The sequence below is a fragment of the Blastococcus sp. TF02-8 genome, from assembly GCF_003319175.1.
In the GTDB taxonomy this organism is placed as follows: Bacteria; Actinomycetota; Actinomycetes; order Mycobacteriales; family Geodermatophilaceae; genus Blastococcus.
On the sequence record NZ_QOHK01000006.1, the window covers coordinates 1 to 18,278 of the forward strand.

Consider the following 18,278-nt stretch of genomic DNA (forward strand, 5'->3'; position numbering starts at 1 on the left):
AGTGGTCACGAGGGCATGGGCCACGGGAGTGGTCACGAGGGCATGGGCCACGGGAGTGGTCACGAGGGCATGGGCCACGGGAGTGGTCACGAGGGCATGGGCCACGGGAGTGGTCACGAGGGCATGGGCCACGGGAGTGGTCACGAGGGCATGGACCACGGGAGTGGTCACGAGGGCATGGACCACGGGAGTGGTCACGAGGGCATGGACCACGGGAGTGGTCACGAGGGCATGGACCACGGCGGTGGTCACGAGGGCATGGACCACGGCGGTGACGTGGCTGGGCTGCCGATGGCCTCGACCGGCCCGGACCGGGACGGGCTCGAACTCGACGTTCTGAAGGTGGCGCTCGGGCCGGTACTGCCAGGCTGGCCGACGGGACTGGTGTTGCGGGCAAACCTGCAGGGCGACGTCCTCACATCCGCAGAGCTGGCCTGGCTCGACACCGACACCCTCCCGGCCGCGCGGCAGCAGCCCGACTCCCAGAGGGCCATCCTGGACCGGCTCGCACTCTTCCTGGATGTGGCCGGCTGGCCGACCGCCGCCCGAGACGCACGTCGCGCCCGAGACGGGATGGCCCAGATAGGCAGCCGCGACGAGGCACAACGGCTTGCCGAGGCTGTGGCACGGCGGGTGAGTCGGTCGCGGACCTTGGTCTGGACGGCCGGCGGCATCGGCGGACGCGGGTCCGGGGGAGACACGTTGGACCGGGTCAGGCGTTGGTGCGACATGGCGTCGGGGAAACCGGTCGAGAACGTGCCCGCGACGTCACTCGAGGCCGTCGCAGCCCTGGTCGAGGGCGCGGAGATCGGCAGCGCACGGCTGATCGTGGCCAGCCTCGACCTCACCCCCGTGTCCACGGTGTCGGCGTCGGAGCATCTGCATGCCTGAGCAGACCCTGGCGGAGGCGTGGGGGCTGGTCCCGGCAGTCCTTGGGATCGTGGCGGTCGGTGTGGTCCTAGGCGTCGTGGTGGCGGCGGTTGACCGCGTCGTCGTCTTCGGCGCATCCGGGGCGGTCGTGGAGCCGATCCGCTCGAGCGCGCGTCTGCTGGCTGAGCAGCGGCGGACGACTCTGGCGCCGGATCGGCTGCTGTGGCGAATCGGGTGCGTCGCTGTGCCGACGCTGGCGCTGCTGTCTCTGGCGGTGGTACCCGTGGCTGGCCGAACCCTGTGGTCGACCAGCGCCGATCTCGTGTGGTTCAACGCCATGGAAGCGTTGCTGTGGGCGGCGGTGTGGCTGGTCGGCTGGGGTCCGAACGCCGTCCATGCGCTGACCGGTGGATACCGATTCCTCGCCCAGGGCCTGGCCTACGAGCTGCCGCTGATGTTCGCGCTGATCACGGCTGGCCTGGCGGCCGGCTCGTTGCGGACGACCGATGTCGTCGCCGCGCAGGAGGCCCTGTGGCTCGTGGTGACGATGCCGGTCGCCTTCGTGGTCTTCGTGGCCGGCGCCGCGGCCTTCGCCTTCTGGGGGCCGTTCGCCGCACCGGCCGAAGCTGACATCGCCGGCGGCGTCACCTCGGAACTGTCCGGGGTGGACCGGCTGCTGGTGGAGGCCGGTCGCGCCGTCTTCCTCGGCGCGAGCGCGGCCATGGCGGCGGCGCTATTCCTCGGCGGCGACTCCGGCCCCTGGTTGCCCGGCCCGCTGTGGCACCTGCTGAAGACCCTGGCCGTCGTCGCTGCTCTGGTCTGGGTGGGACGACGGATGCCGGTGCTGCGGCCCGACCGCACGGTGGAGGTCGGTTGGATGGTCCTCGTCCCGCTGACGCTCCTGCAGGCGTTGGTCGTCGCGGTGCTCGTCCTGACCGGGTTCTACGCGTGAGGAGGAGCCGATGCTGAGCGACCTCTCCGGCTGGGCGATCACGGCCGTCGCCATCCTCGGGGTCCTGTCGGTCGCCGCGGGGGTCGCGGTCTTCGTCGTCGACTCGATGGCGCGGGCGACCTTCGCCCTGCTGGCGTCGTTCCTCGCCGTGGCGGGCATCCTGCTCGCCCTCGACCTGGTCTACCTGGCCGTGGTGACGGCGCTGATGATGACGATCGAGATGGCGATCATGGCCGTCTTCATGATCATGTTCATGATGAACCCGGCCGGGCTCATGCCGATGACGATGGTGCACAACGCCAAAGGCTCGGCCGCGGTCGGCGCCGGAGTCTTCGTCCTCCTCGCGGTGGGCATCTGGACGATCGACTGGCCGACGATGAACCCGGTTCGCCCCGACGACAGCACCCGCCAGCTCGGCGAGGCGATCATGGGCAGCCACATGCTGGTCATGCTGGTGATCGGCATCGGGCTGTTCGCCATGATCCTGGCCGGCACTGTCCTGGCCACCGCGCGCGGCCGTTACGACCGCCTCGGCCCGGGTCTCGACGCCGAGCACCCGGACGACCCGGTGCCCGGGGGACTGCGCCGATGACCGCCGAGCTGGTGCTGCAGATCGTGCTGACCGTCGCCGCCGGCCTGATCGGCGTCGGGCTGTTCGGGGCGTTGTCCCAGCAGACGATCGTCATGGTGATGATGGGCCTCGAGCTCGTCCTCAACGGTGTGCTGCTGGCCGGGGGAGCGGCCTGGTACTTCCTCGCGCCGGAGCTGCCCGACGCCCAGGTGCTGGTCGTCGTGGCGCTGGTGGTCATGGCGGTGGAGATGGCCATGGGCTTCGCCGTCACCGTCGCCTTCTATCGAGCTCGGCAGCTCGACATGATCGACATGGCGTCGGACCTGCGCGGATGAGCGCCGTCCTCGGCGCCCTGGTGCTGCTCCCCGCCCTGAGCGGAGCCGCCTTGCTCGTCGCCGGGCGGGGGGCCGACCGCGTCGCCGGTCCGCTGGCCGTGGCCGTCGCCGCGGCAGGTGTGGTGGTGGCTGCGCTGGTGGCCGGGACCCGGCCGCTGCTGTCGGTGCCGTTCCTCGGGATCGTCGAGGGCGGGGATCTGCGCCTGGTCGTCGACGGGCTCTCCGCCGTGCTCGTCGTCCTGGTGGCCGGCATCGCCCTGCTGGTCACCGTGTTCGCCGTCGTGGACCTGCCGGCGGATGCCGCTCGGGGGCGGTTCTTCGGCTACCTGCTGCTGTTCGTCGCGGCCATGCTGGCGACGGTCACCGCGGCAACCCTCCCCACGCTTCTCCTGGCCTGGGAGGTCATGGGCGCGACCTCCTACGCGCTCATCGGCTACCACTGGGACGAGCCGGGCAAGCCGGCCGCCGGCACCCGGGCGTTCGTGACCACCCGGGCCGGGGACCTCGGCCTGTACGTCGCCGCCGGGGCGGCGCTGGCTGCGACCGGGAGCCTGGTGCTGACCGACCTGGAGAGCGCGGACGGTGGCTGGGCGGACGTGGCCGCCGCCGGCGTGCTGGTCGCCGCGCTGGGCAAGTCGGCGCAGCTGCCCTTCTCGGCCTGGCTCTCGGCCGCGATGCAGGGGCCGAGCCCGGTGAGCGCGCTGCTGCACTCGGCCACGATGGTGGCCGCCGGCGGGTACCTGCTGATCCGGATGCAGCCGCTGCTGGCGTCGACCGGCTGGGCCGCGACGGCGGCGGCGTGGGCCGGGGCGCTGACCGCGATGGTCCTGGGTGCGGTGGCCGTGGCGCAGACCGACCTCAAGCAGCTGCTCGCGGCCAGCACGGCCGCGCAGATCGGCTTCGTCGTCCTCGCCGCCGGGGTGGGCGCCACCGCCGGTGGCACCGCCCAGCTCGTCGCGCACGCCGCGGTCAAGGCCGGCCTGTTCGTCGCCGCCGGGGCCTGGCTCACCGCGCTCGGCACTAAGAACCTGACCGACCTGCGTGGCGCCGCCCGCCGGTACCGGGGGATCGGGGCAGCGGCCACCGTCGCTGCCCTTGCGTTGGCCGGTGTGCCGCCGCTGTCGCTGTGGGCGACGAAGGACAAGGTGCTCGCCGGTGTCGATGGAACGGCGCTGAAGGTCGTCGGCCTCGCCGCAGCCGCGGTCTCGGCGGTCTACGCCGGTCGGATCCTGGCCGTCGTCCTCGCCCGGCCGGCCGAGGACCAGGCGTTCGACGAGGAGGAGCCGGGCACCCGGCGCGTCCCGGCCGTGACCACGGTCGTCGCCGGCGTGCTGGCCGTGTTCGCCGCCGGGCTGGGTGTGCTCGCGCTGCCGGCCGTGGCAGAGGAGCTCAAGGCGGTCCTGGACGTGGAGGGGGAGCCGTCCCCTGGGCTGGGGGAGCTGCTGCTCTCCGGGGCGCTCGCGCTGGTGGCCCTGGGGCTGACCGTCGCCGTGGTCCGGGCCCGCCCTGCCGTCATGGAGCAGCTTTCCCGGGGTCCGCTCGGCTCGTGGGCCGGGCTGGGACGGCTGCTGTCGCCCCGGCCGGCCATGGCTGTCGCCCGCGCTCTGGCAGTCGTCGACGACAAGCTGATCGACCGGGCCGTCATGGGCATCGCGGCCGGCGCGCGCCGGTTCGCGGGCATGGCGTCCCGGGCGGACGACGGCGTGCTGGATCGTGCGGTGTCCGGTGTCGCGGCCGCGACCCGCCGCACCGCTGCCGGCTCCGCACGGATCGACACCGGAGTGGTGGACGGCCTCGTCCGTGCGACGGCGACGGCCTTCCGCCGGGCGGGCAGCGCCGCCCGCCGCCCGCAGACCGGGCTCCTGCACCAGTACTACGCCCAGGCCGTCGTCGGTCTGGGGTTCCTGCTCGTCCTCCTGCTCGTGGTGAGGTAGTCGTGCTGCTGACCGTCGTGATCTTCCTGCCCTTGCTGGCTGCCGGCGTGCTGCTGGCCGCCCCGGGGATCCCCGGTCGCGCGGCGATCGGCGTGTGGATCGCCGCCTCCGCCGTCGACCTGGCGCTGGTCGGCTGGATGTGGTGGCGCTTCGAGCCAGGGGAGGGCGCCTCGGGAATCGTCGACGGCCTGGCGTACGAAGCCGACCTGCAGTGGATCCCCACCGTCGACGCCGGCTACCACGTCGGCGTCGACGGGCTCTCCCTGCCGCTGCTCGCCCTGACCGGGGTGCTGTTCCTGGCCTGCGCCATCTACTCACTCCGGGAGCCGGACCGACCGCACACCTACGCCGCGCTGTTCCTCTTCCTCCAGACCGCCTGCATGGGCACGTTCGCCTCGCTGGACCTGATCCTGTTCTTCGTCTTCTTCGACCTGTCGATCGTCGGCATGTACTTCGTCATCGCCGGCTGGGGCCACGGCAACGCCCGGCGCAGCGCGCTGAAGTTCTTCCTCTACACCTTCATCGGGTCGCTGGCACTGCTCGTGGGCTTCATCGGGCTGTTCCTCGGCAGCGAGGAGCGCACCTTCGACATGGTGGCGCTGGCGGCGAATCCGCCGCTCGCGGACTCCCCGCTCGCCGGCGGCCTGGTCCTGCTGGCGATCGGCCTGGGGCTGGCGGTGAAGACGCCGCTGTTCCCGTTCCACACCTGGCTGCCCGACGCGCACACCGACGCCCCGGCCGCCGGGTCGGCCGTCCTCGCCGGGATTCTGCTCAAGCTCGGGACCTACGGGTTTGTGCGGATCGCCATGCCGATCCTGCCCGAGGCCTGGCAGCGGTGGGCCATGGTGGCCGTCGTCGTCGGGGTGATCAGCGTGCTGTGGGGTGCGTTCGTCGCCCTCGCCCAGACCGACGTCAAGCGGATGATCGCCTACACCTCGGTCAACCACATGGGCTACGTGCTCCTCGGCCTGGGCGCGGCCGGCCTGGTCGCCTCCGCCGACGAGGGCGCGCGGACCGTGGCCACGGTCGGGGCGATGTACCAGATGGTCAGCCACGGCCTGCTCACCGGCGCGCTCTTCCTGCTCAGCGGCGTCCTGTGGTCCCGCGGACACTCCTACGCCTTCGACCGGTGGGGCGGTCTGGCTCGTCCTGCGCCGGTCTTCGCCGCCTGCTTCGCGGTCGCCGCGTTCGGCTCCCTGGGGCTGCCCGGGTTCTCCGGGTTCATCGCCGAGTTCCAGGTGTTCACCGGCGCGCTGCAGGCCGCGCCGGTGGCCACGGTGATCGCCGTCGTCGGCATCCTGATCACCGCCGGGCTGTTCCTGCTGGCCCTGCAGCGGCTGCTCACCGGCGACACCGTCGTCCCGTCCGGGGCAGACCCCGACGAGCTGGCGGAGGGCCCCGGTCCGGAACGTGCGGACGGCACGACGGCGACCGCCGTCCGGCCGCGGACGGCGACCCGGATGAAGGACCTGCGCAGTCGCGAGGCGGCCGCGGTCGTCCCGCTGCTGGTACTCGCCGTGATTCTCGGGTTGGTTCCGCGGGTCCTGCTGGACGTGCTGGAGCCGGCCGCCATGGCGGTGGTGGAGCTGGTGGGCAGGTGACCGGCATGTCCGGCGGCGGCGAGCGGGTGCTCGCCCTGCTTCCCGAACTGCTCCTTCTCCTCGGCGCCGTCGGCGGCCTGCTGCTGGGCCTCTGGACGCCGCAGCAACGGCAGTGGCGGGTCCGGCTCCTGGTCACCGCCGCCTGCCTGGCCAGCGCGATCGCCGCTGCTGTCGCGCTGCCGGAGCCGGCGGAGCGGGTGTTCGAGGGCACCTGGGTCGTCGACACCACCACCGGCGTCGCCCGGATCGTGGTCGCCCTCGGCGTGGCCGTCCTGGTCTGGTTGGCGTCGGCCTCGCTGGCCGGACATCCGCGGGAGACCGAGGCCTACGTCCTCATGCTCCTCGGCGGGCTCGGCAGCATCGCTCTGGCCGCCAGCGGCGATCTGCTGCTGCTCGTCGCCGCCTATCTGTTGGCCAGCGTCCCGCTGTACGCGCTGGCCGGCTTCGCCAAGGACCCCGCAGGTGTCGAGGCGACGATGAAGTACTACCTGATGGGCGCCTTCGTCGGCGTGCTGATGCTCGTCGGCGTCGCCGCCCTTGTGCTCGCCACCGGCACGACCGGATACCCCGACCTCGCCGCGCAGCTCCCGGACGCCTCCCCGGCTCTGCTCGCCGTGGGCATCCTCGGCGTGCTCGCCGGGGTCGCCTTCAAGGCTGGAGCCGTGCCGGTGCACTTCTGGGTTCCCGACGTCACGGCCGGCACCACCCCGCCGATGGCCGCCTACATCACCACGATCCCCAAGATCGGCGCGGTCGCCGCCGCATTCCGGCTGCTCGCCGAGCCCTTCGCCGACGTCCCGCTCGACGTGCCACTCCTGGTCGCCGTCATCGCCGCAGCCAGCATGACCCTGGGCAACCTGGCAGCCTTCAACCAGACCGACGTCCTGCGGCTGCTGGCCTACTCCACGGTCAGCCAGGTCGGCTACCTGTTCATGGTCGTCGCCGTCGCCGCCAGCACCGATCTCGCCGTCCCGGCCCTGGCGATCTACCTGGCCGGCTACGCGGTGACCAACATCGGTGCCTTCGCCGCCGTCGCGGCGACCCCGGCCGCGCGCACGATCACCGACTGGGCGACCGCGGTCGGACCCCACCGATGGCTGGTCGTCAGCCTCGTGGTCTGCCTCCTCGGCCTCGTCGGAACTCCACCGACCGCCGTCTTCGTCGGCAAGCTCGCCGTCTTCACCGCGGCATGGGACGGCGCCCTGGCGTGGTTGGTCGTCGTGGCGGCCGTCAACACGGTGGCGAGCCTCTTCTACTACCTGCGCTGGGTCGCCCCCGCGTTCGCCGGGGTGCCGGCCGCACCGTCTATGCAGGAGGGGGCGGGTAGTGGTCCACGGACGGCGGCGGGTACGGCGCAGCGGACCCGGCGTGGCGTCCCGACCGGATTGCTGCACGGAGCCGCGGTCATGTCCCTCCTCCTCGGTCTGGGAGCGGGGTGGTGGCTCGCCTTCGCCCTGTCAACCTGACCGAGGACGGCGACCTCGGACGTCGGTGCATCAAGTCGGCGAGAGATTGGAGTGGAAGCGATGACCGCGTCGACCTGCCGTCGGTCGGTGGCGCGACTGACGGCGATGTCGCGGCGAGCAGCAGTCATGCGGCTTGTAGGCAGACGGCACGGACGCCGAGGGCGTCCGCCAGGAGCCCGCCGACGCCGGGGCCGACTGCTGTCGGTCCCGCCGGAGCGATTCACGCCGGACGCATCGCCCGCGGGTGCGGTCGGTGACGTGCAACTGGAGCAGGCTGGTGAGGAACTCAGACGTGACCAAGATTGGCGGGATTGACGGCGGCCAGCCGGGCGACCACCTTTGCCAGCTCGTCCAGTTCGGCGCGGCAGGTAGCGCACTTGTTCAAGTGCGACCTGACGGTGGCCCGCTCCTCGGCGTCGCCGTGGCCTAACGCGAAGACGCCCAGCTGCTCTCGCATCTCACGATGGGTCTGGCGAGGCCAGTACCTCACGGTGCCACCTCCCGGAATCCGTCGGAGGTCTTCCACGTTGCGGTCTTGGGCAGCTCTATTAAGTCGGATAGTAGTCGGGTTTGAGTCGCCTCGGCCAATCCGGCACAGGCGACTGTCAAGCAGATCTGGGGCGTTTCGCTGGTGGCCCCGTCCCGGCAGGAGGACTCAAGCGGTCGAGGTAGGTGGTCTTGCCGTGTCGCAGGCGAGGCGGTCCACGGGCCCCGGAATGAAGTCCGTTCCATCCTGGCCGGGGCCACCCCGATCGGTAGGTCGGGACGGCGGGCAGTCAGCAGGGAGGCTCCCGGTTCCTTGGATTCCTGCGGCCCGGGGGCCGATTGTGGAGGGCATGGCGAAGATGCCGGTCTATCCGTCGCCGTAGTCACTGGGGGCCGAGGGGCCGTGGGCTGGCCCGATTCTCTCTGATCCAGCGATCCCTGACATCAGCAATCCAGCGGTGAGCTGTGGACGGTTGAAGGGCAGCGCGTGGGTGCCCTCCACACGGGTGGTCTCGATTTCGGCCGCGAGTTGGAGGTCGAGGACATCCCCGGGCAGCACCGTCTCGTCCTGCTCGGCGACGATCACGCGTACCGGATGGCGCGGATCTCGCAGCAGGGCAGGCAGCGGGTTGTCCTCCCAGATGCTCCGCAGGGCATCGCGGTAGGCCGGGTAGGAGTGCTGCACGCCCTCACGGGCGACCTCCTCGGGGACGTCCGGTTCCAGCCGCGGGGCGATTCGGGCAAACGCTGGACGGAGCAGGCACATGGTTCCGCAGACGAGTCCGCCGAGACCGGAGTCGTCGACTGTGGCTCGTGCCAGCCATGAGCGGCGAGCGAATCGCGCCCGGGCCGTGTCAGGGTCCGCGAAGACAGCGGGTTCGACCAGGGTCAGACGGGACACCTGCTTGGGCGCTCGCTCGGCGACCGCGGCGGCGACCAGGCATCCCCAGCTGTGTCCGACAAGATGCACCCGGTCGAGTCCGTGGTGCTGGAGCAGCCTCAGGATGGCATCGGCCTGGTCGGCCAGACCAAACCTGGTGCCGAGCCGCATTGAGGAGCCGAAGCCGAGCAGATCCGGCAGGAGCACCTCGAAACCGGCCTGCCCCAGCAGTCGGGCGGCCGGCCGCCACGTCGCGGCCGTCGCTCCCAACCCGTGCAACAAGATCAGTGGGTCGCTCGCGGACGTGCCGAAATGCTCGTGCGCCAGCGAGCGGGTGCGCGGACCGATCTGGGGCCGGATGATGCCGGCGCCGCCGATCCCCAGGGCCGGCGGCAGCCCGGCGGTGGCCTCGGCGTGTCGGGCGGCCAGCCATCGCTGCAGTAGGACGGCGTAGCCCCCAACCGCGGTCAGGGCGAGGACAAGCCAGGTCATGTCCCCGCCCGGCATGTAATGCGCACTGACATGCCCGAGGGCCAACACGTCCATCCATCGGAAATGCGGCACACCGAGCCGGAAGATCAGGTCGGGCCACATCGCCCAGAGGTGGAACAGCAGGACAGTGATGAGTTGCCCGCGGGCGGGCCGTGCGGCCACCAGTAGGTGCAGGCTCTGCCAGAGTGCGGTGGCCAGCAGCCCGACCAGGAAGTGGGTGGCCCAATGGAAATGGGCGTCGTGAGCAGAGTAGGAGGTGTAGAGGGCCACCTCCGCGCCGACCAGCACCACGGCCTGGACGAGGAGCGTCTGCGAACGAAGTGGCCGGTAGGCCCGCGGCCACTGTCCTTGAGCCCGCCTCATGGCACCCACTTCAGGATCGTCGTGACCTCGAAGGCGTTGACCAGGTAGGCGGGGTCAAGGGTGGAGTAACGCACCTGCCGCTGGCTGTCGACGACGGCGTAGCCGATGCCCGGACCGCCGTCGACGGGGGTGGGCAGGGCAACCGCATCGGCAAGGCGTCCGTCGGGATCGACGACGACCTCGACAAGTCCTCGGTCGACCGAGGCGGCGGGCGGCTCCGCAAGGATGAGTCGTACCTCGACGCGGCGCGGCACCTCACCGAGCCAGCTCGCCAGTTCCTGCCGGTCGGGTGGCTCTCGGTCGAACAGGAGCACCACGGGACTGCCGCCGAACTCAACACCCCTAACGGTCGACGGCATCAGCGGCCCGTCGAGCAACAGACCGTCGCGCTGACGTTCCGGATCGGGCTGATCCAGCGGTCCGGGCGGACGCACCAGGACCACGACCACGAATGTCAAGGTGACGGCTAGAGCGGCCCACCACGCCAACGGAACCCAGGACGGCAGTGGGGGCAGTCGGCCCGGTTCCCGGCCCCAGTCGTCATCCGTCGACCCGGAGCGGTCGGATTGCGTGGGAGTCATCAGTGCACAGGATCACTGAGATCTGAACCAACGGCTGCGTGAAGACGGCCAGCGGACGTGCGGCCTTGTATGCTCATCAGCTTCGCGGCCTGAGTGTGCGGCCGGACCGGTGACCGGGGTTGCGGTCAACGATGGAATCGAGGCGTGGCGAGGAGGGCTGCTGCGGCCCCGTCCTGCCTGCGGATGCTGAGGACGGCGACGGCTGCGGGCGCGCAGACACGCTCGGCCAAGTCCCCGCCGACATCCCCGAAGGCTTCGCCGACGGAGCCCGGTCCATGCATCGGGATGCTAGCCACGCCGTCTGCTGCAGACGTCGACGTCAGACGGTCCGCGCCCATGCCGGCCAGGCGCACCGCCCGGCGCTGACCGTCCGAATCGCTCGAATGAGGTTCGCCCCCCGTCCGCCCTTGGCGATAAAGCCTGCGGCACCTGCCTCGCGTGCGGCTCGCACGACGTCGCGGCCGACTGCTGCGCTGAAAATCAGTACACGTGCCCCCGGACGCGCATGATTGAGGCGTCGAGTGGCCTCGATGCCAGACATCCTGGGCATCGTCAGGTCCATGAGAACGACATCGGGATCGACGGCTTCAGCGAGGTGAAGTGCCTCCTGCCCGTCGCTGGCCTCCCCCACGGCCACGATGCCGTCGGTCGACTCCAGCAGGTCCAGGACGGCGGCACGCACGGTTGGGTGGTCGTCGACAACCAACACGCGGATGTCCGCGACTGGGTCGCTTGGGTCGCGGCCAGCGGGCATGCGGGTCAAGGTACTACTAAAAAGCATCGTTCTCGCGCGTTGAGCCACGCTCGACTCTCCCAGGGGGAAACGACCTGGTGATGCACAGACCATCGTGGGCCGAGGGACGCCCGCCGAATCCACCTGGCACCGTCGATGTCCTCGTCCCCGAGGACGGGCGAAGTCCGGTCCTACCCGGCACCGAGATCCACGCCTGAAGAGCTGGCAGGCACGGTGGGCATCAAGGGCGGGTGGCTGCACCGCTGGGGTACTGCGAGCGCGGTCGACCGTCGGCCGGCGCTTAGAGGTGGCGGCAGACGCCGACGGGGCGCAGGTCTCTGGGTCGACCGGGGCGGCATGGTGTGCAGCCCCGGGCATGCGGGCGCGCAACGCAATGAGTTCGGCGAGCTCTCGGTCGAGATCGGCCAGCGGGCGCTGCACGTGCCGGCAGGGGCCTTGCCGGCGTCGCGGTTAGCCAGGATCCCGCGGATCTGGGCCAAGTTCCTGCCCGCCTGCCGGCTGCGGCGGGTAAAGGTGAGGCGAGGTTCGGGCCGGGACGCCGGGGGCCTCGTGCCCCGGTACTGCAGCCTGTAGCAAGACGCCGAAGCTGGTCGCCTGTCGTCACCGGTCATGCGGCTTTGATGGACGCACGTCGGCGGGAGATCGTGCGCTTGGTCGTGGCGAGCTGTTGGGCGATGTCGCGGATGGACTTCCCGCGCTCGGTGAGGCGCCGGACGACTTCGTCCTGCTCAGCAGGGGTCAGGTGCTCGAGGTGGACGCCGTCGCCGGCGAGGGCGCGCTCGATGGCGATCTCATCGAGGTCGTCCTCCTCTACGCGCCCAGCGTGGTGTCGGGGGTCTGGGTCGGTGTCGACGTCGTCCCAGGCCAGAGGTGGCAGCCAGCCGCGTTCCGCGGCGAAGGCACGGGCGGCGTCGGCAGCGGCGCGCTGGTCGTCGGTGGACTGCGGTGGGCGCAGGTTCCACAGCTGCTCGTAGAGGGCGCTGACGTCCTGGGCGGTCTGCGCGGTGACGGCGTCGCTGAGCATGCTGCGCTGGAGGGCGGTGGAGCTTCGGCCGAGTCTCGCGGCCAGCTCGTCATGGGGCCATCCGATCGCGATCAGGGCCTGCAGCCGGCGGCGAGTGCCCGTGGAGGCGACGTGACTGTGCGGCGCCCGGTTGGCCTGGTCGATGCGAATGCGCAAGACCCGGTGGGCGGTCTCGGGCCGGACCCGCCGGATGCCTGGGTTGCCGTCGCGCCGGGGGTCGGCCAGCTCGCGGACGTGGCTGGTGGAGACGCCCGCGAGCAGGGCGATTTGTTCGACGCCGATGCCGGCGGCGCGTAGGGCGCGGATGTGCTCGCGCACCGGGGCGGCGTCTACGAACGGCTGCCATCGGCCGAAGTTCTGCGCGCGGTGCACGGCACGGCCGGTTGCGGTGTTGGCGGCAGTGCAGTCGATGCATCGGCAGCGGTCCTTCACATAGGCGACGCGGGTTCCGTGGATGTGCCGAGCACGCGGGTGGTTGCAGTCACGCTGCACCCGGCCCTGAGCGCGCTGGGCACGGCGACGTGCTCGCTCGGTGGCCTGCCGGTGCTTCGCGCAGGAATGGCGCGCGTGGTGGACGTCGGCGAGGGCGTCGCTGGCGTACGTGCCGCTGTAGCCGCAGGCCGGGCAGGTTCGGGTGGCGCTCATGCCACGCCCGATGGAGGTACCGCGACCTGCTGACCGGTGTGGCCCCGACCGGGTACGCCGGCCCTGGCCAAGACGTCTTCGATCCAGTCGGTGCGGACGCTGCCGGCGTCGCCGACGTGATCGTCGAAGGCCATGGCCGTGAACTGCTGGGCGGTGGCGGCCCACTCCCGGCCGGACAGTGGCCGCTCGAGGTGGGCTTCGACGGTGGGCCGGTCGACGTAGGCGATGCTGGCGCCGATGACGTCGGCCAGGTCGGTGAGCAGCCGGTGAGTGGCGCCGTCGTAGCTGTCGACGAAGGCCTGCAGCAGGTAGCGGCAAGCAATCTGCCGCGGCAGATGGGGGAGGCGTGCCGCGTCGCAGGCCCGGCGGCTGATCGCCCGGTTGCCGCCAGTGGCCGGCGCGTCAAAGGGACAGGCGTGCTCCGGCGAGAGGGTGACCTTCCCCTTCATCGAATCTCCTCGATGGTGCCGCCGTGACAACCCGGAGACGGCGTCGGTGCGGGGGAGGGGTCGCGGGAGGTGGTCAGCACGTGGATCACATCGACACCGAGATCGAGCAGGAAGTTGCCGACACCGGCGGTGCCCTCCAGACCGATCAGCCGCCGCTCTCCGCCGAGGTCGGCCACCCCGATCCGGTACAGCCGCGGCTGGGGGCGTCGGCAGATGACGGCCTTGACGACCGCACGGGCGGCCGAGCCGTCGAGCCAGAGATTCTTAGGTGGACGCTCGGTCCAGCTCATCCGGGTGATCGCGGCGAGGATCTCGATGCGCTGCGACTGCTCGCTCGTGAAGCCCATCCGGACGCCCAGGGCGGTCCAGGCAGGCCTGTCGCCGCGGTCGCCGTCGAGGGTCAGCCCGTCGTTCCGCGCTCGCCCACAAGCGATGCCGGTGTCATCGGCCGGCGAGCGAAGCGTTTCGCTGCTGGGGGGAAGCGGCACAACGGCTGCCGCTGCCGTTCGTCCCGGCCGACTGCGCATGGCTACTCCCGTGGGTGAGGACCGCTCACCGGGAGAAGGCGCTATTCGGAGCCGATTGGTGACACCCGCCGACGAATTGGGGATGCCGGGTGCCGCGGCTCAGTTGTGTGCCAAGAGGACCGGTCGCGGCAGTGGGGGGTCACCGGGCCGTCCGGCGCAGCCGGTCGCACTCACAGCGAACCGGGGCGAGCGATCTTGGCAGGTAGGAAACCTGCACAGGAGGCTCAGCTGGTGTCACTAAACGGCCTCGAATAGCGCCTTCTCCTCGTGAAGGCGGCGGATGCCGACGAGAGGCGGCTGAGCCGCCACCTTGACGCAAACCGGTGAATCGAAGGAGTTGCCATGGCGGGTCATCAGTCATCGCCGCAGGACCGCGGGTGCCACCTCGCCGACGCCGGTCGAGCCGGACCCAAGGGCGGCGATCTTGCAAGCCCGTCGGCTGTCAGCCAGCGGGCCCTGCGGGCGCGCATGGCAGCGCATCAGCTCCATGCAACGGTGCGGGACGCCGCAGCACATACGGCGCCTGCGCGGGCTGCGTTCTTGTCTCGGTTCGAACGGGAGGTGGACCCGGACGGATCTCTTGATCCTCGTGAGCGGGCTCGTCGGGCTGAGCATGCACGCAAGGCGTACTTCGTCCGTCTCGCGCTCGCCTCGAGCCACGCTCGTGGCTTGCGCCGCAGCGGCGGTGGCGGTGGCGGTCCGAGGCTTTCGGCTGGAGGCGAGGCATAGGTCTCGTGACGCCTCCCTTGAGGGGCTGATCTACACCAGCCAGAAGACTGTCCCTCCCGACCCCCGCATCGGGACATGCCCGCTGTACGCCGCTGGTTACGATCAACTCAGCTGTGGCGTCCAGCGTCGCTTGGCGTCGGCGAGAGTGGCCTCGTAGCCGTTGAGGTGTCGGACGAACTCCTTCGCCAGCTCGGCGTATTCGTCGTCAACGGCCACTAGCCAACCGGGACAGCCGGGGCCGTAGGTGGTGGCTCGTCGGTAGGTGAGATGCTGACCGTCCTCCGGGTCGAGCCAATGCTGGTCGACGTAGACCCGGGCGGGAGCGCTCATTCGCAGCAGGAGCCGCAGCAGTGACATGCGCGGACGGTTCGATTGGCTGTAGGGCTGTTGGCCCGGTCTCGCACCCTTCAGCCGGCCCGCATCTTCGCCCGGAGCGCCCCCGTCCGGTAACCGAGTATCGGCTGCCCTTCCGGCCGAGGCTCTGCGTCCGTCGGCTGGCTCACCGCGCCAGTGGGGACAACGCGACTCGGGGAGATCGCCGCCGCACAGGCCGGCTGCTTGCCGGAGCAGTCCTTGCCGGGGATGTGCGCCTTCCGGACGACGGCGCCCGTTGTCCGGCCAGCGTGACCCTGCCGACCGCAGGCCACGTAGTGGCCCCCGACTCCAGCGATATGAGGATGCCGCCAGGGCCGCTCCGCTGCAGCGGAGCAACCGGCGGCACCCAGCAGAACGTTCGCTACAGCCGGTCACCGAGGCCAGCGCGATGGAAGGCGGCGCGGGCCCGCTCGTCGGCAGCGCTCGCAGCGTAACGGCCGACCATTTCTCGCGAGCGCCAGCCGGCGAGCCGCATGAGGTCCTGCTCCTGTCCGCCGCTGGCCAGCCAGGTGTGGGCGTAGGTGTGCCGGAAGCGGTGCGGGTGCACGTTGGAGACGTGGGCTTCGGCGGCGCGGCGTTCGAGCATCTGCCGGACGCCGGAGTCGGTCACCCTTCCCTTCTTGCCGAGCCACAGTGCCGAAAGGCTGGCCTGGGGGTGTGTTGCGCGGGCGCGCAGGTAGCGTCGCAAAGCATCGGCGGTCTTGGCGCCGTACGGGACCGCACGGCCACGTCGTCCCTTGCCCATCACCAGGGCCACGCTCTGCTCGGAATCCAAGTCGTCGACGTTGAGCCCGGCCAGCTCGCCGGCGCGCATGCCGGTGTCGATGAGCATGCGCAGCATCGCGGTGTCCCGGCGGTTCTCGAAGGTGTTGCCGCGGGCAGCGTCCAACAGGGCCCGCAGCTCATCGTCGGTGAGGATGTCGACCGGCTGCTCGGGGACGGCCGGAGGACGCATCCGCTCCATCGGTGATCGTGGAATCTCGCCGTCCTCAGTCAGCCAGCGGAAGAGCTGCTGCATGGATCGGTAGTGCTTGGCGACGGTCGCGGGGGACACGCGCTCGACGAGGGCGGCCAAGAAGGCCTCAAGGTGGTCGCGAGTGATCGCGCCCGCAGTGGTCGGCATCCCCGCCTCCCGGAGATAGCCGACCAAGTTCTCGCCAACGCGTAGGTAGCTGGCGATGGTGGACGGGGCGACATTGCGGGCGCGCAGGTGGGTGCGCCAGTCGGGCAGCAGCACCGCCAGGTCATCGACGGCCACCGCGACACGTGGAGACGGGGCTGAGGACATGCCCACAGCGTAGCCGAATCCCCGCCTCTTGGAGCGCTGTGCGGGATCTAATACCCACGTATTGCCTGGTGGTGGGGCGGGTGGGGCTCGAACCCACGACCCAGGGATTATGAGTCCCATGCTCTGACCGGCTGAGCTACCGCCCCGTGCCGGACAGCCTGCCAGACGGCGACCCCCAACCGATTCGCCGCCTGCCGGAGGCGATGCCGCAGGATGGACCCGTGCGCAGGGTCGGGGGGATGTGGCTGCGGGCTGCCGTCCTCGGCGTCCTGCTGCTGGCCGGCGTCGTCGCCGCGCTCGTCCTCGACCTCCCCGATCCCGATCAGCTGCGGGCCTGGGTGGAGGGCCACGGCGCCCTCGGGTGGGTCCTGCTGGTCCTCGGGCTGGGGCTCGTCCTGCTCGCCCCGGTGCCGCGCTCGGTGCTCGCCGTCCTGTCCGGCGTCGTCCTCGGCTTCACCGCAGGGGTGGTCGTCTCGGTGCTCGGTGGGTTGCTCGCCGGGCTGGTTGCCTTCGGACTGAGCCGCGCGCTCGGCCGGTCCGTCGTCGAGCGCCTGGCCGGGCCGCGGCTGCACCGCGTCGACCAGCTCTTCACCGAGCGCGGCTTCACCTCGGTGCTCGCCGTGCGGATGATCCCGGTGATGCCGCACGTCGTCGTCAGCTACGGGGCAGGGCTCAGCGGCGTTCGCCTCGCCCCGTACGCCGCCGCCACCGCGGTCGGGCTGGTTCCCAGCACGGTGGTGCAGGTGGGCGTCGGGGCCTCGACCGGGTTCGTGGTCGAGCACCTCACGACCCTCACCGTGGTGCCGGCGATCGTCGTCGGACTCGTCCTCGTGGCCGGCGTGATCTGGTGGTTCCGACGCCGCCGGGCCGGAGCGGGTGTGCCCGACCCGGGCTGAAGACCCGGTCAGCCCCGCCCGAAGAACCGGCCCAGCACGCCGCCGGCGCCGCCCATCGTGCGGGCGGCCAGCTGGAGGATGGGGCCACCGGGGATGCCGGGCACCTTCTGCACGATGGGCGCGAGCTGCAGCAGACCACCGACGTCGTGCACCTTGAGCTTCCGCCGGGCGACGGCCGGCACCGGGTTGACCCGGCCCGAGGCCGCCTCGAGGAGCAGGTCCGCGGAGCCCTCGACCGCGGGGCCGTCGATCCGTCCGGCCGCCACCCGCCGGACCTGCCACCCCTCGCCGTCCGCAGCGAAGCCCCAGCCGCCGTCCGGGGTGGCGAGGGTGACCCGTCCGGTGATGCCGGTGTCCGCCGCGAGGGCCCCGGTGACGTCGGCGAGCGCCCCCAGCCCCGACTGCAGCACGTCGGCCGGTGGCGGCTCGGCGCCGCAGGACTCGAGGTCCAGCCAGTGCACCGCGAGCTCGTACGCCTGGCCGAGGACGACGCTCAGCAGCGGGATCCGTCCGACGACGGAGACCGCGGGGGCGGTGTCGAGCTCGGCCGGCTCCTCGGCCAGGTAGCGGGCCGTCGCCTCCCGGTTCCGGTGCAGCGCCTGGAGGACCTCCTCGCGCGAGGCGTCGCGGTGGGCGGCCGTGACCCGGGCGTTCACCGCATCCGGGTCCGGTGGGGTACCCGGGCCGCCGGAACGCGCCGAGGCGATGAGGTCGCGCAGCGCCTGGTGGTCCTCCCAGCAGCCGAGGTGCACGCAGATCTCGTGCGCGCGCCAACCGGGCAGCCGCGAGCTGCGGGTGAGGTCGAGCGTCTCCGCCTGGGCGATGAACCCGTCCCAGGCGCTCAGCACCATCCGGGAGATCTCGTTCCGTCCCGCGTCCGCCATTCCCTGGTGTCGTCCCACGTCAGGGCCCTACCCCGGGCGCAGGCGAGGCAGGCATGCGGTCGCGGGATCGCACACCACGGGCCCGTGGGAAACCCGGTCTCACCCCGGCGGGGGAGGTGCCCGGTCAAGGAGCGAGCGCGAGGGGCCGATCGCACTCCCGTGAGCGAGCGCCCCGT

At 71.4% G+C, this 18,278-nt stretch carries 19 protein-coding genes and 1 tRNA gene; 8 read left to right on the forward strand and 12 right to left on the reverse strand.

Annotated features, from left to right (window positions below; genetic code table 11):
- The coding region (locus tag DQ237_RS19460; RefSeq protein WP_205730203.1) for a hypothetical protein at positions 1 to 225 on the reverse strand (225 nt) is incomplete at its 3' end.
- Between the two features lie 6 nt (positions 226 to 231).
- Between DQ237_RS19460 and DQ237_RS12900 the strand changes: the two genes are divergently transcribed.
- The 7 genes from DQ237_RS12900 to DQ237_RS12930 are packed head-to-tail and all read left to right on the forward strand — an operon-like array spanning position 232 to position 7,729.
- Positions 232 to 891, forward strand: a complete 660-nt coding sequence (locus tag DQ237_RS12900) for a hypothetical protein (protein WP_147251807.1) — start codon at positions 232 to 234, stop codon at positions 889 to 891.
- Positions 884 to 1,822, forward strand: a complete 939-nt coding sequence (locus DQ237_RS12905) for an NADH-quinone oxidoreductase subunit H (RefSeq protein WP_113800563.1) — start codon at positions 884 to 886, stop codon at positions 1,820 to 1,822. Before DQ237_RS12900 ends, DQ237_RS12905 begins: the two co-directional genes overlap by 8 nt.
- A gap of 10 nt (positions 1,823 to 1,832) precedes the next feature.
- Entirely contained in the window at positions 1,833 to 2,414 is a 582-nt protein-coding gene (locus tag DQ237_RS12910) for an NADH-quinone oxidoreductase subunit J (protein ID WP_205730204.1), read from the forward strand.
- Positions 2,411 to 2,728 (forward strand): NADH-quinone oxidoreductase subunit K, encoded by a 318-nt coding sequence (locus DQ237_RS12915; RefSeq protein WP_113800564.1) that lies wholly within the window; start codon positions 2,411 to 2,413, stop codon positions 2,726 to 2,728. Before DQ237_RS12910 ends, DQ237_RS12915 begins: the two co-directional genes overlap by 4 nt.
- Positions 2,725 to 4,662 (forward strand): proton-conducting transporter membrane subunit, encoded by a 1,938-nt coding sequence (locus DQ237_RS12920; RefSeq protein ID WP_113800565.1) that lies wholly within the window; start codon positions 2,725 to 2,727, stop codon positions 4,660 to 4,662. Before DQ237_RS12915 ends, DQ237_RS12920 begins: the two co-directional genes overlap by 4 nt.
- 2 nt (positions 4,663 to 4,664) lie before the next feature.
- Complete coding sequence (locus DQ237_RS12925) at positions 4,665 to 6,263, forward strand: NuoM family protein (RefSeq protein WP_113800566.1); 1,599 nt, start codon at positions 4,665 to 4,667, stop codon at positions 6,261 to 6,263.
- Between the two features lie 5 nt (positions 6,264 to 6,268).
- On the forward strand, positions 6,269 to 7,729 hold the full coding sequence (locus DQ237_RS12930; protein WP_113800781.1) for an NADH-quinone oxidoreductase subunit N: 1,461 nt from the start codon (positions 6,269 to 6,271) through the stop codon (positions 7,727 to 7,729).
- A gap of 286 nt (positions 7,730 to 8,015) precedes the next feature.
- Here the strand turns inward: DQ237_RS12930 and DQ237_RS19755 are convergent, their stop codons facing one another.
- The 10 genes from DQ237_RS19755 to DQ237_RS12990 form a co-directional block, all read right to left on the reverse strand.
- A complete protein-coding gene (locus tag DQ237_RS19755) occupies positions 8,016 to 8,186 on the reverse strand; it encodes a hypothetical protein (protein ID WP_166509605.1) in 171 nt (56 codons plus the stop codon).
- A 396-nt stretch (positions 8,187 to 8,582) separates the two neighbouring features.
- Positions 8,583 to 9,878, reverse strand: coding sequence for an alpha/beta fold hydrolase (locus DQ237_RS12940; RefSeq protein ID WP_166509606.1), 1,296 nt, complete (start codon positions 9,876 to 9,878; stop codon positions 8,583 to 8,585).
- Positions 9,879 to 9,946: 68 nt separating this feature from the next.
- Positions 9,947 to 10,399: a hypothetical protein gene (locus DQ237_RS12945; RefSeq protein ID WP_113800569.1), complete on the reverse strand. Its 453-nt coding sequence runs from the start codon at positions 10,397 to 10,399 to the stop codon at positions 9,947 to 9,949.
- Positions 10,400 to 10,850: 451 nt separating this feature from the next.
- Positions 10,851 to 11,285, reverse strand: a complete 435-nt coding sequence (locus DQ237_RS12950; protein ID WP_113800782.1) for a response regulator transcription factor — start codon at positions 11,283 to 11,285, stop codon at positions 10,851 to 10,853.
- A 607-nt stretch (positions 11,286 to 11,892) separates the two neighbouring features.
- Positions 11,893 to 12,954, reverse strand: coding sequence for a helix-turn-helix domain-containing protein (locus DQ237_RS12960; protein ID WP_113800571.1), 1,062 nt, complete (start codon positions 12,952 to 12,954; stop codon positions 11,893 to 11,895).
- Entirely contained in the window at positions 12,951 to 13,403 is a 453-nt protein-coding gene (locus DQ237_RS12965; RefSeq protein WP_113800572.1) for a hypothetical protein, read from the reverse strand. Before DQ237_RS12965 ends, DQ237_RS12960 begins: the two co-directional genes overlap by 4 nt.
- Positions 13,400 to 13,891, reverse strand: coding sequence for a hypothetical protein (locus DQ237_RS12970; RefSeq protein WP_147251809.1), 492 nt, complete (start codon positions 13,889 to 13,891; stop codon positions 13,400 to 13,402). The genes DQ237_RS12965 and DQ237_RS12970 overlap by 4 nt, the downstream gene beginning before the upstream one ends.
- Positions 13,892 to 14,761: 870 nt before the next feature.
- Complete coding sequence (locus DQ237_RS12980; RefSeq protein ID WP_113800574.1) at positions 14,762 to 15,016, reverse strand: hypothetical protein; 255 nt, start codon at positions 15,014 to 15,016, stop codon at positions 14,762 to 14,764.
- A 379-nt stretch (positions 15,017 to 15,395) separates the two neighbouring features.
- The gene (locus tag DQ237_RS12985; RefSeq protein ID WP_240619607.1) at positions 15,396 to 16,292 is read right to left on the reverse strand and encodes a tyrosine-type recombinase/integrase; all 897 of its coding nucleotides are present in this window, start codon (positions 16,290 to 16,292) and stop codon (positions 15,396 to 15,398) included.
- 99 nt (positions 16,293 to 16,391) lie between these two features.
- Positions 16,392 to 16,468: transfer RNA gene (locus DQ237_RS12990), tRNA-Ile, on the reverse strand.
- Positions 16,469 to 16,543: 75 nt separating this feature from the next.
- On the opposite strand from DQ237_RS12990, the gene DQ237_RS12995 reads away from it, so the two are divergent.
- Entirely contained in the window at positions 16,544 to 17,218 is a 675-nt protein-coding gene (locus DQ237_RS12995; protein WP_166509607.1) for a TVP38/TMEM64 family protein, read from the forward strand.
- A gap of 8 nt (positions 17,219 to 17,226) precedes the next feature.
- Here DQ237_RS12995 and DQ237_RS13000 read toward each other — a convergent pair whose 3' ends face one another.
- Entirely contained in the window at positions 17,227 to 18,069 is an 843-nt protein-coding gene (locus DQ237_RS13000) for a maleylpyruvate isomerase family mycothiol-dependent enzyme (RefSeq protein WP_240619608.1), read from the reverse strand.
- Between the last annotated feature and the right edge of the window lie 209 nt (positions 18,070 to 18,278).

Coding starts and splice junctions, on each gene's coding strand:
- DQ237_RS12965 (WP_113800572.1), bottom strand. CDS start 13,403: ATGAAGGGGAAGGTCACCCTCTCGCCGGAGCACGCCTGTCCCTTTGAC.
- DQ237_RS12960 (WP_113800571.1), bottom strand. CDS start 12,954: ATGAGCGCCACCCGAACCTGCCCGGCCTGCGGCTACAGCGGCACGTAC.
- DQ237_RS12950 (WP_113800782.1), bottom strand. CDS start 11,285: ATGCCCGCTGGCCGCGACCCAAGCGACCCAGTCGCGGACATCCGCGTG.
- DQ237_RS12905 (WP_113800563.1), top strand. CDS start 884: ATGCCTGAGCAGACCCTGGCGGAGGCGTGGGGGCTGGTCCCGGCAGTC.
- DQ237_RS12930 (WP_113800781.1), top strand. CDS start 6,269: ATGTCCGGCGGCGGCGAGCGGGTGCTCGCCCTGCTTCCCGAACTGCTC.
- DQ237_RS12900 (WP_147251807.1), top strand. CDS start 232: ATGGACCACGGCGGTGGTCACGAGGGCATGGACCACGGCGGTGACGTG.
- DQ237_RS12980 (WP_113800574.1), bottom strand. CDS start 15,016: ATGTCACTGCTGCGGCTCCTGCTGCGAATGAGCGCTCCCGCCCGGGTC.
- DQ237_RS12910 (WP_205730204.1), top strand. CDS start 1,833: ATGCTGAGCGACCTCTCCGGCTGGGCGATCACGGCCGTCGCCATCCTC.
- DQ237_RS12915 (WP_113800564.1), top strand. CDS start 2,411: ATGACCGCCGAGCTGGTGCTGCAGATCGTGCTGACCGTCGCCGCCGGC.
- DQ237_RS12920 (WP_113800565.1), top strand. CDS start 2,725: ATGAGCGCCGTCCTCGGCGCCCTGGTGCTGCTCCCCGCCCTGAGCGGA.
- DQ237_RS19755 (WP_166509605.1), bottom strand. CDS start 8,186: ATGCGAGAGCAGCTGGGCGTCTTCGCGTTAGGCCACGGCGACGCCGAG.
- DQ237_RS13000 (WP_240619608.1), bottom strand. CDS start 18,069: ATGGTGCTGAGCGCCTGGGACGGGTTCATCGCCCAGGCGGAGACGCTC.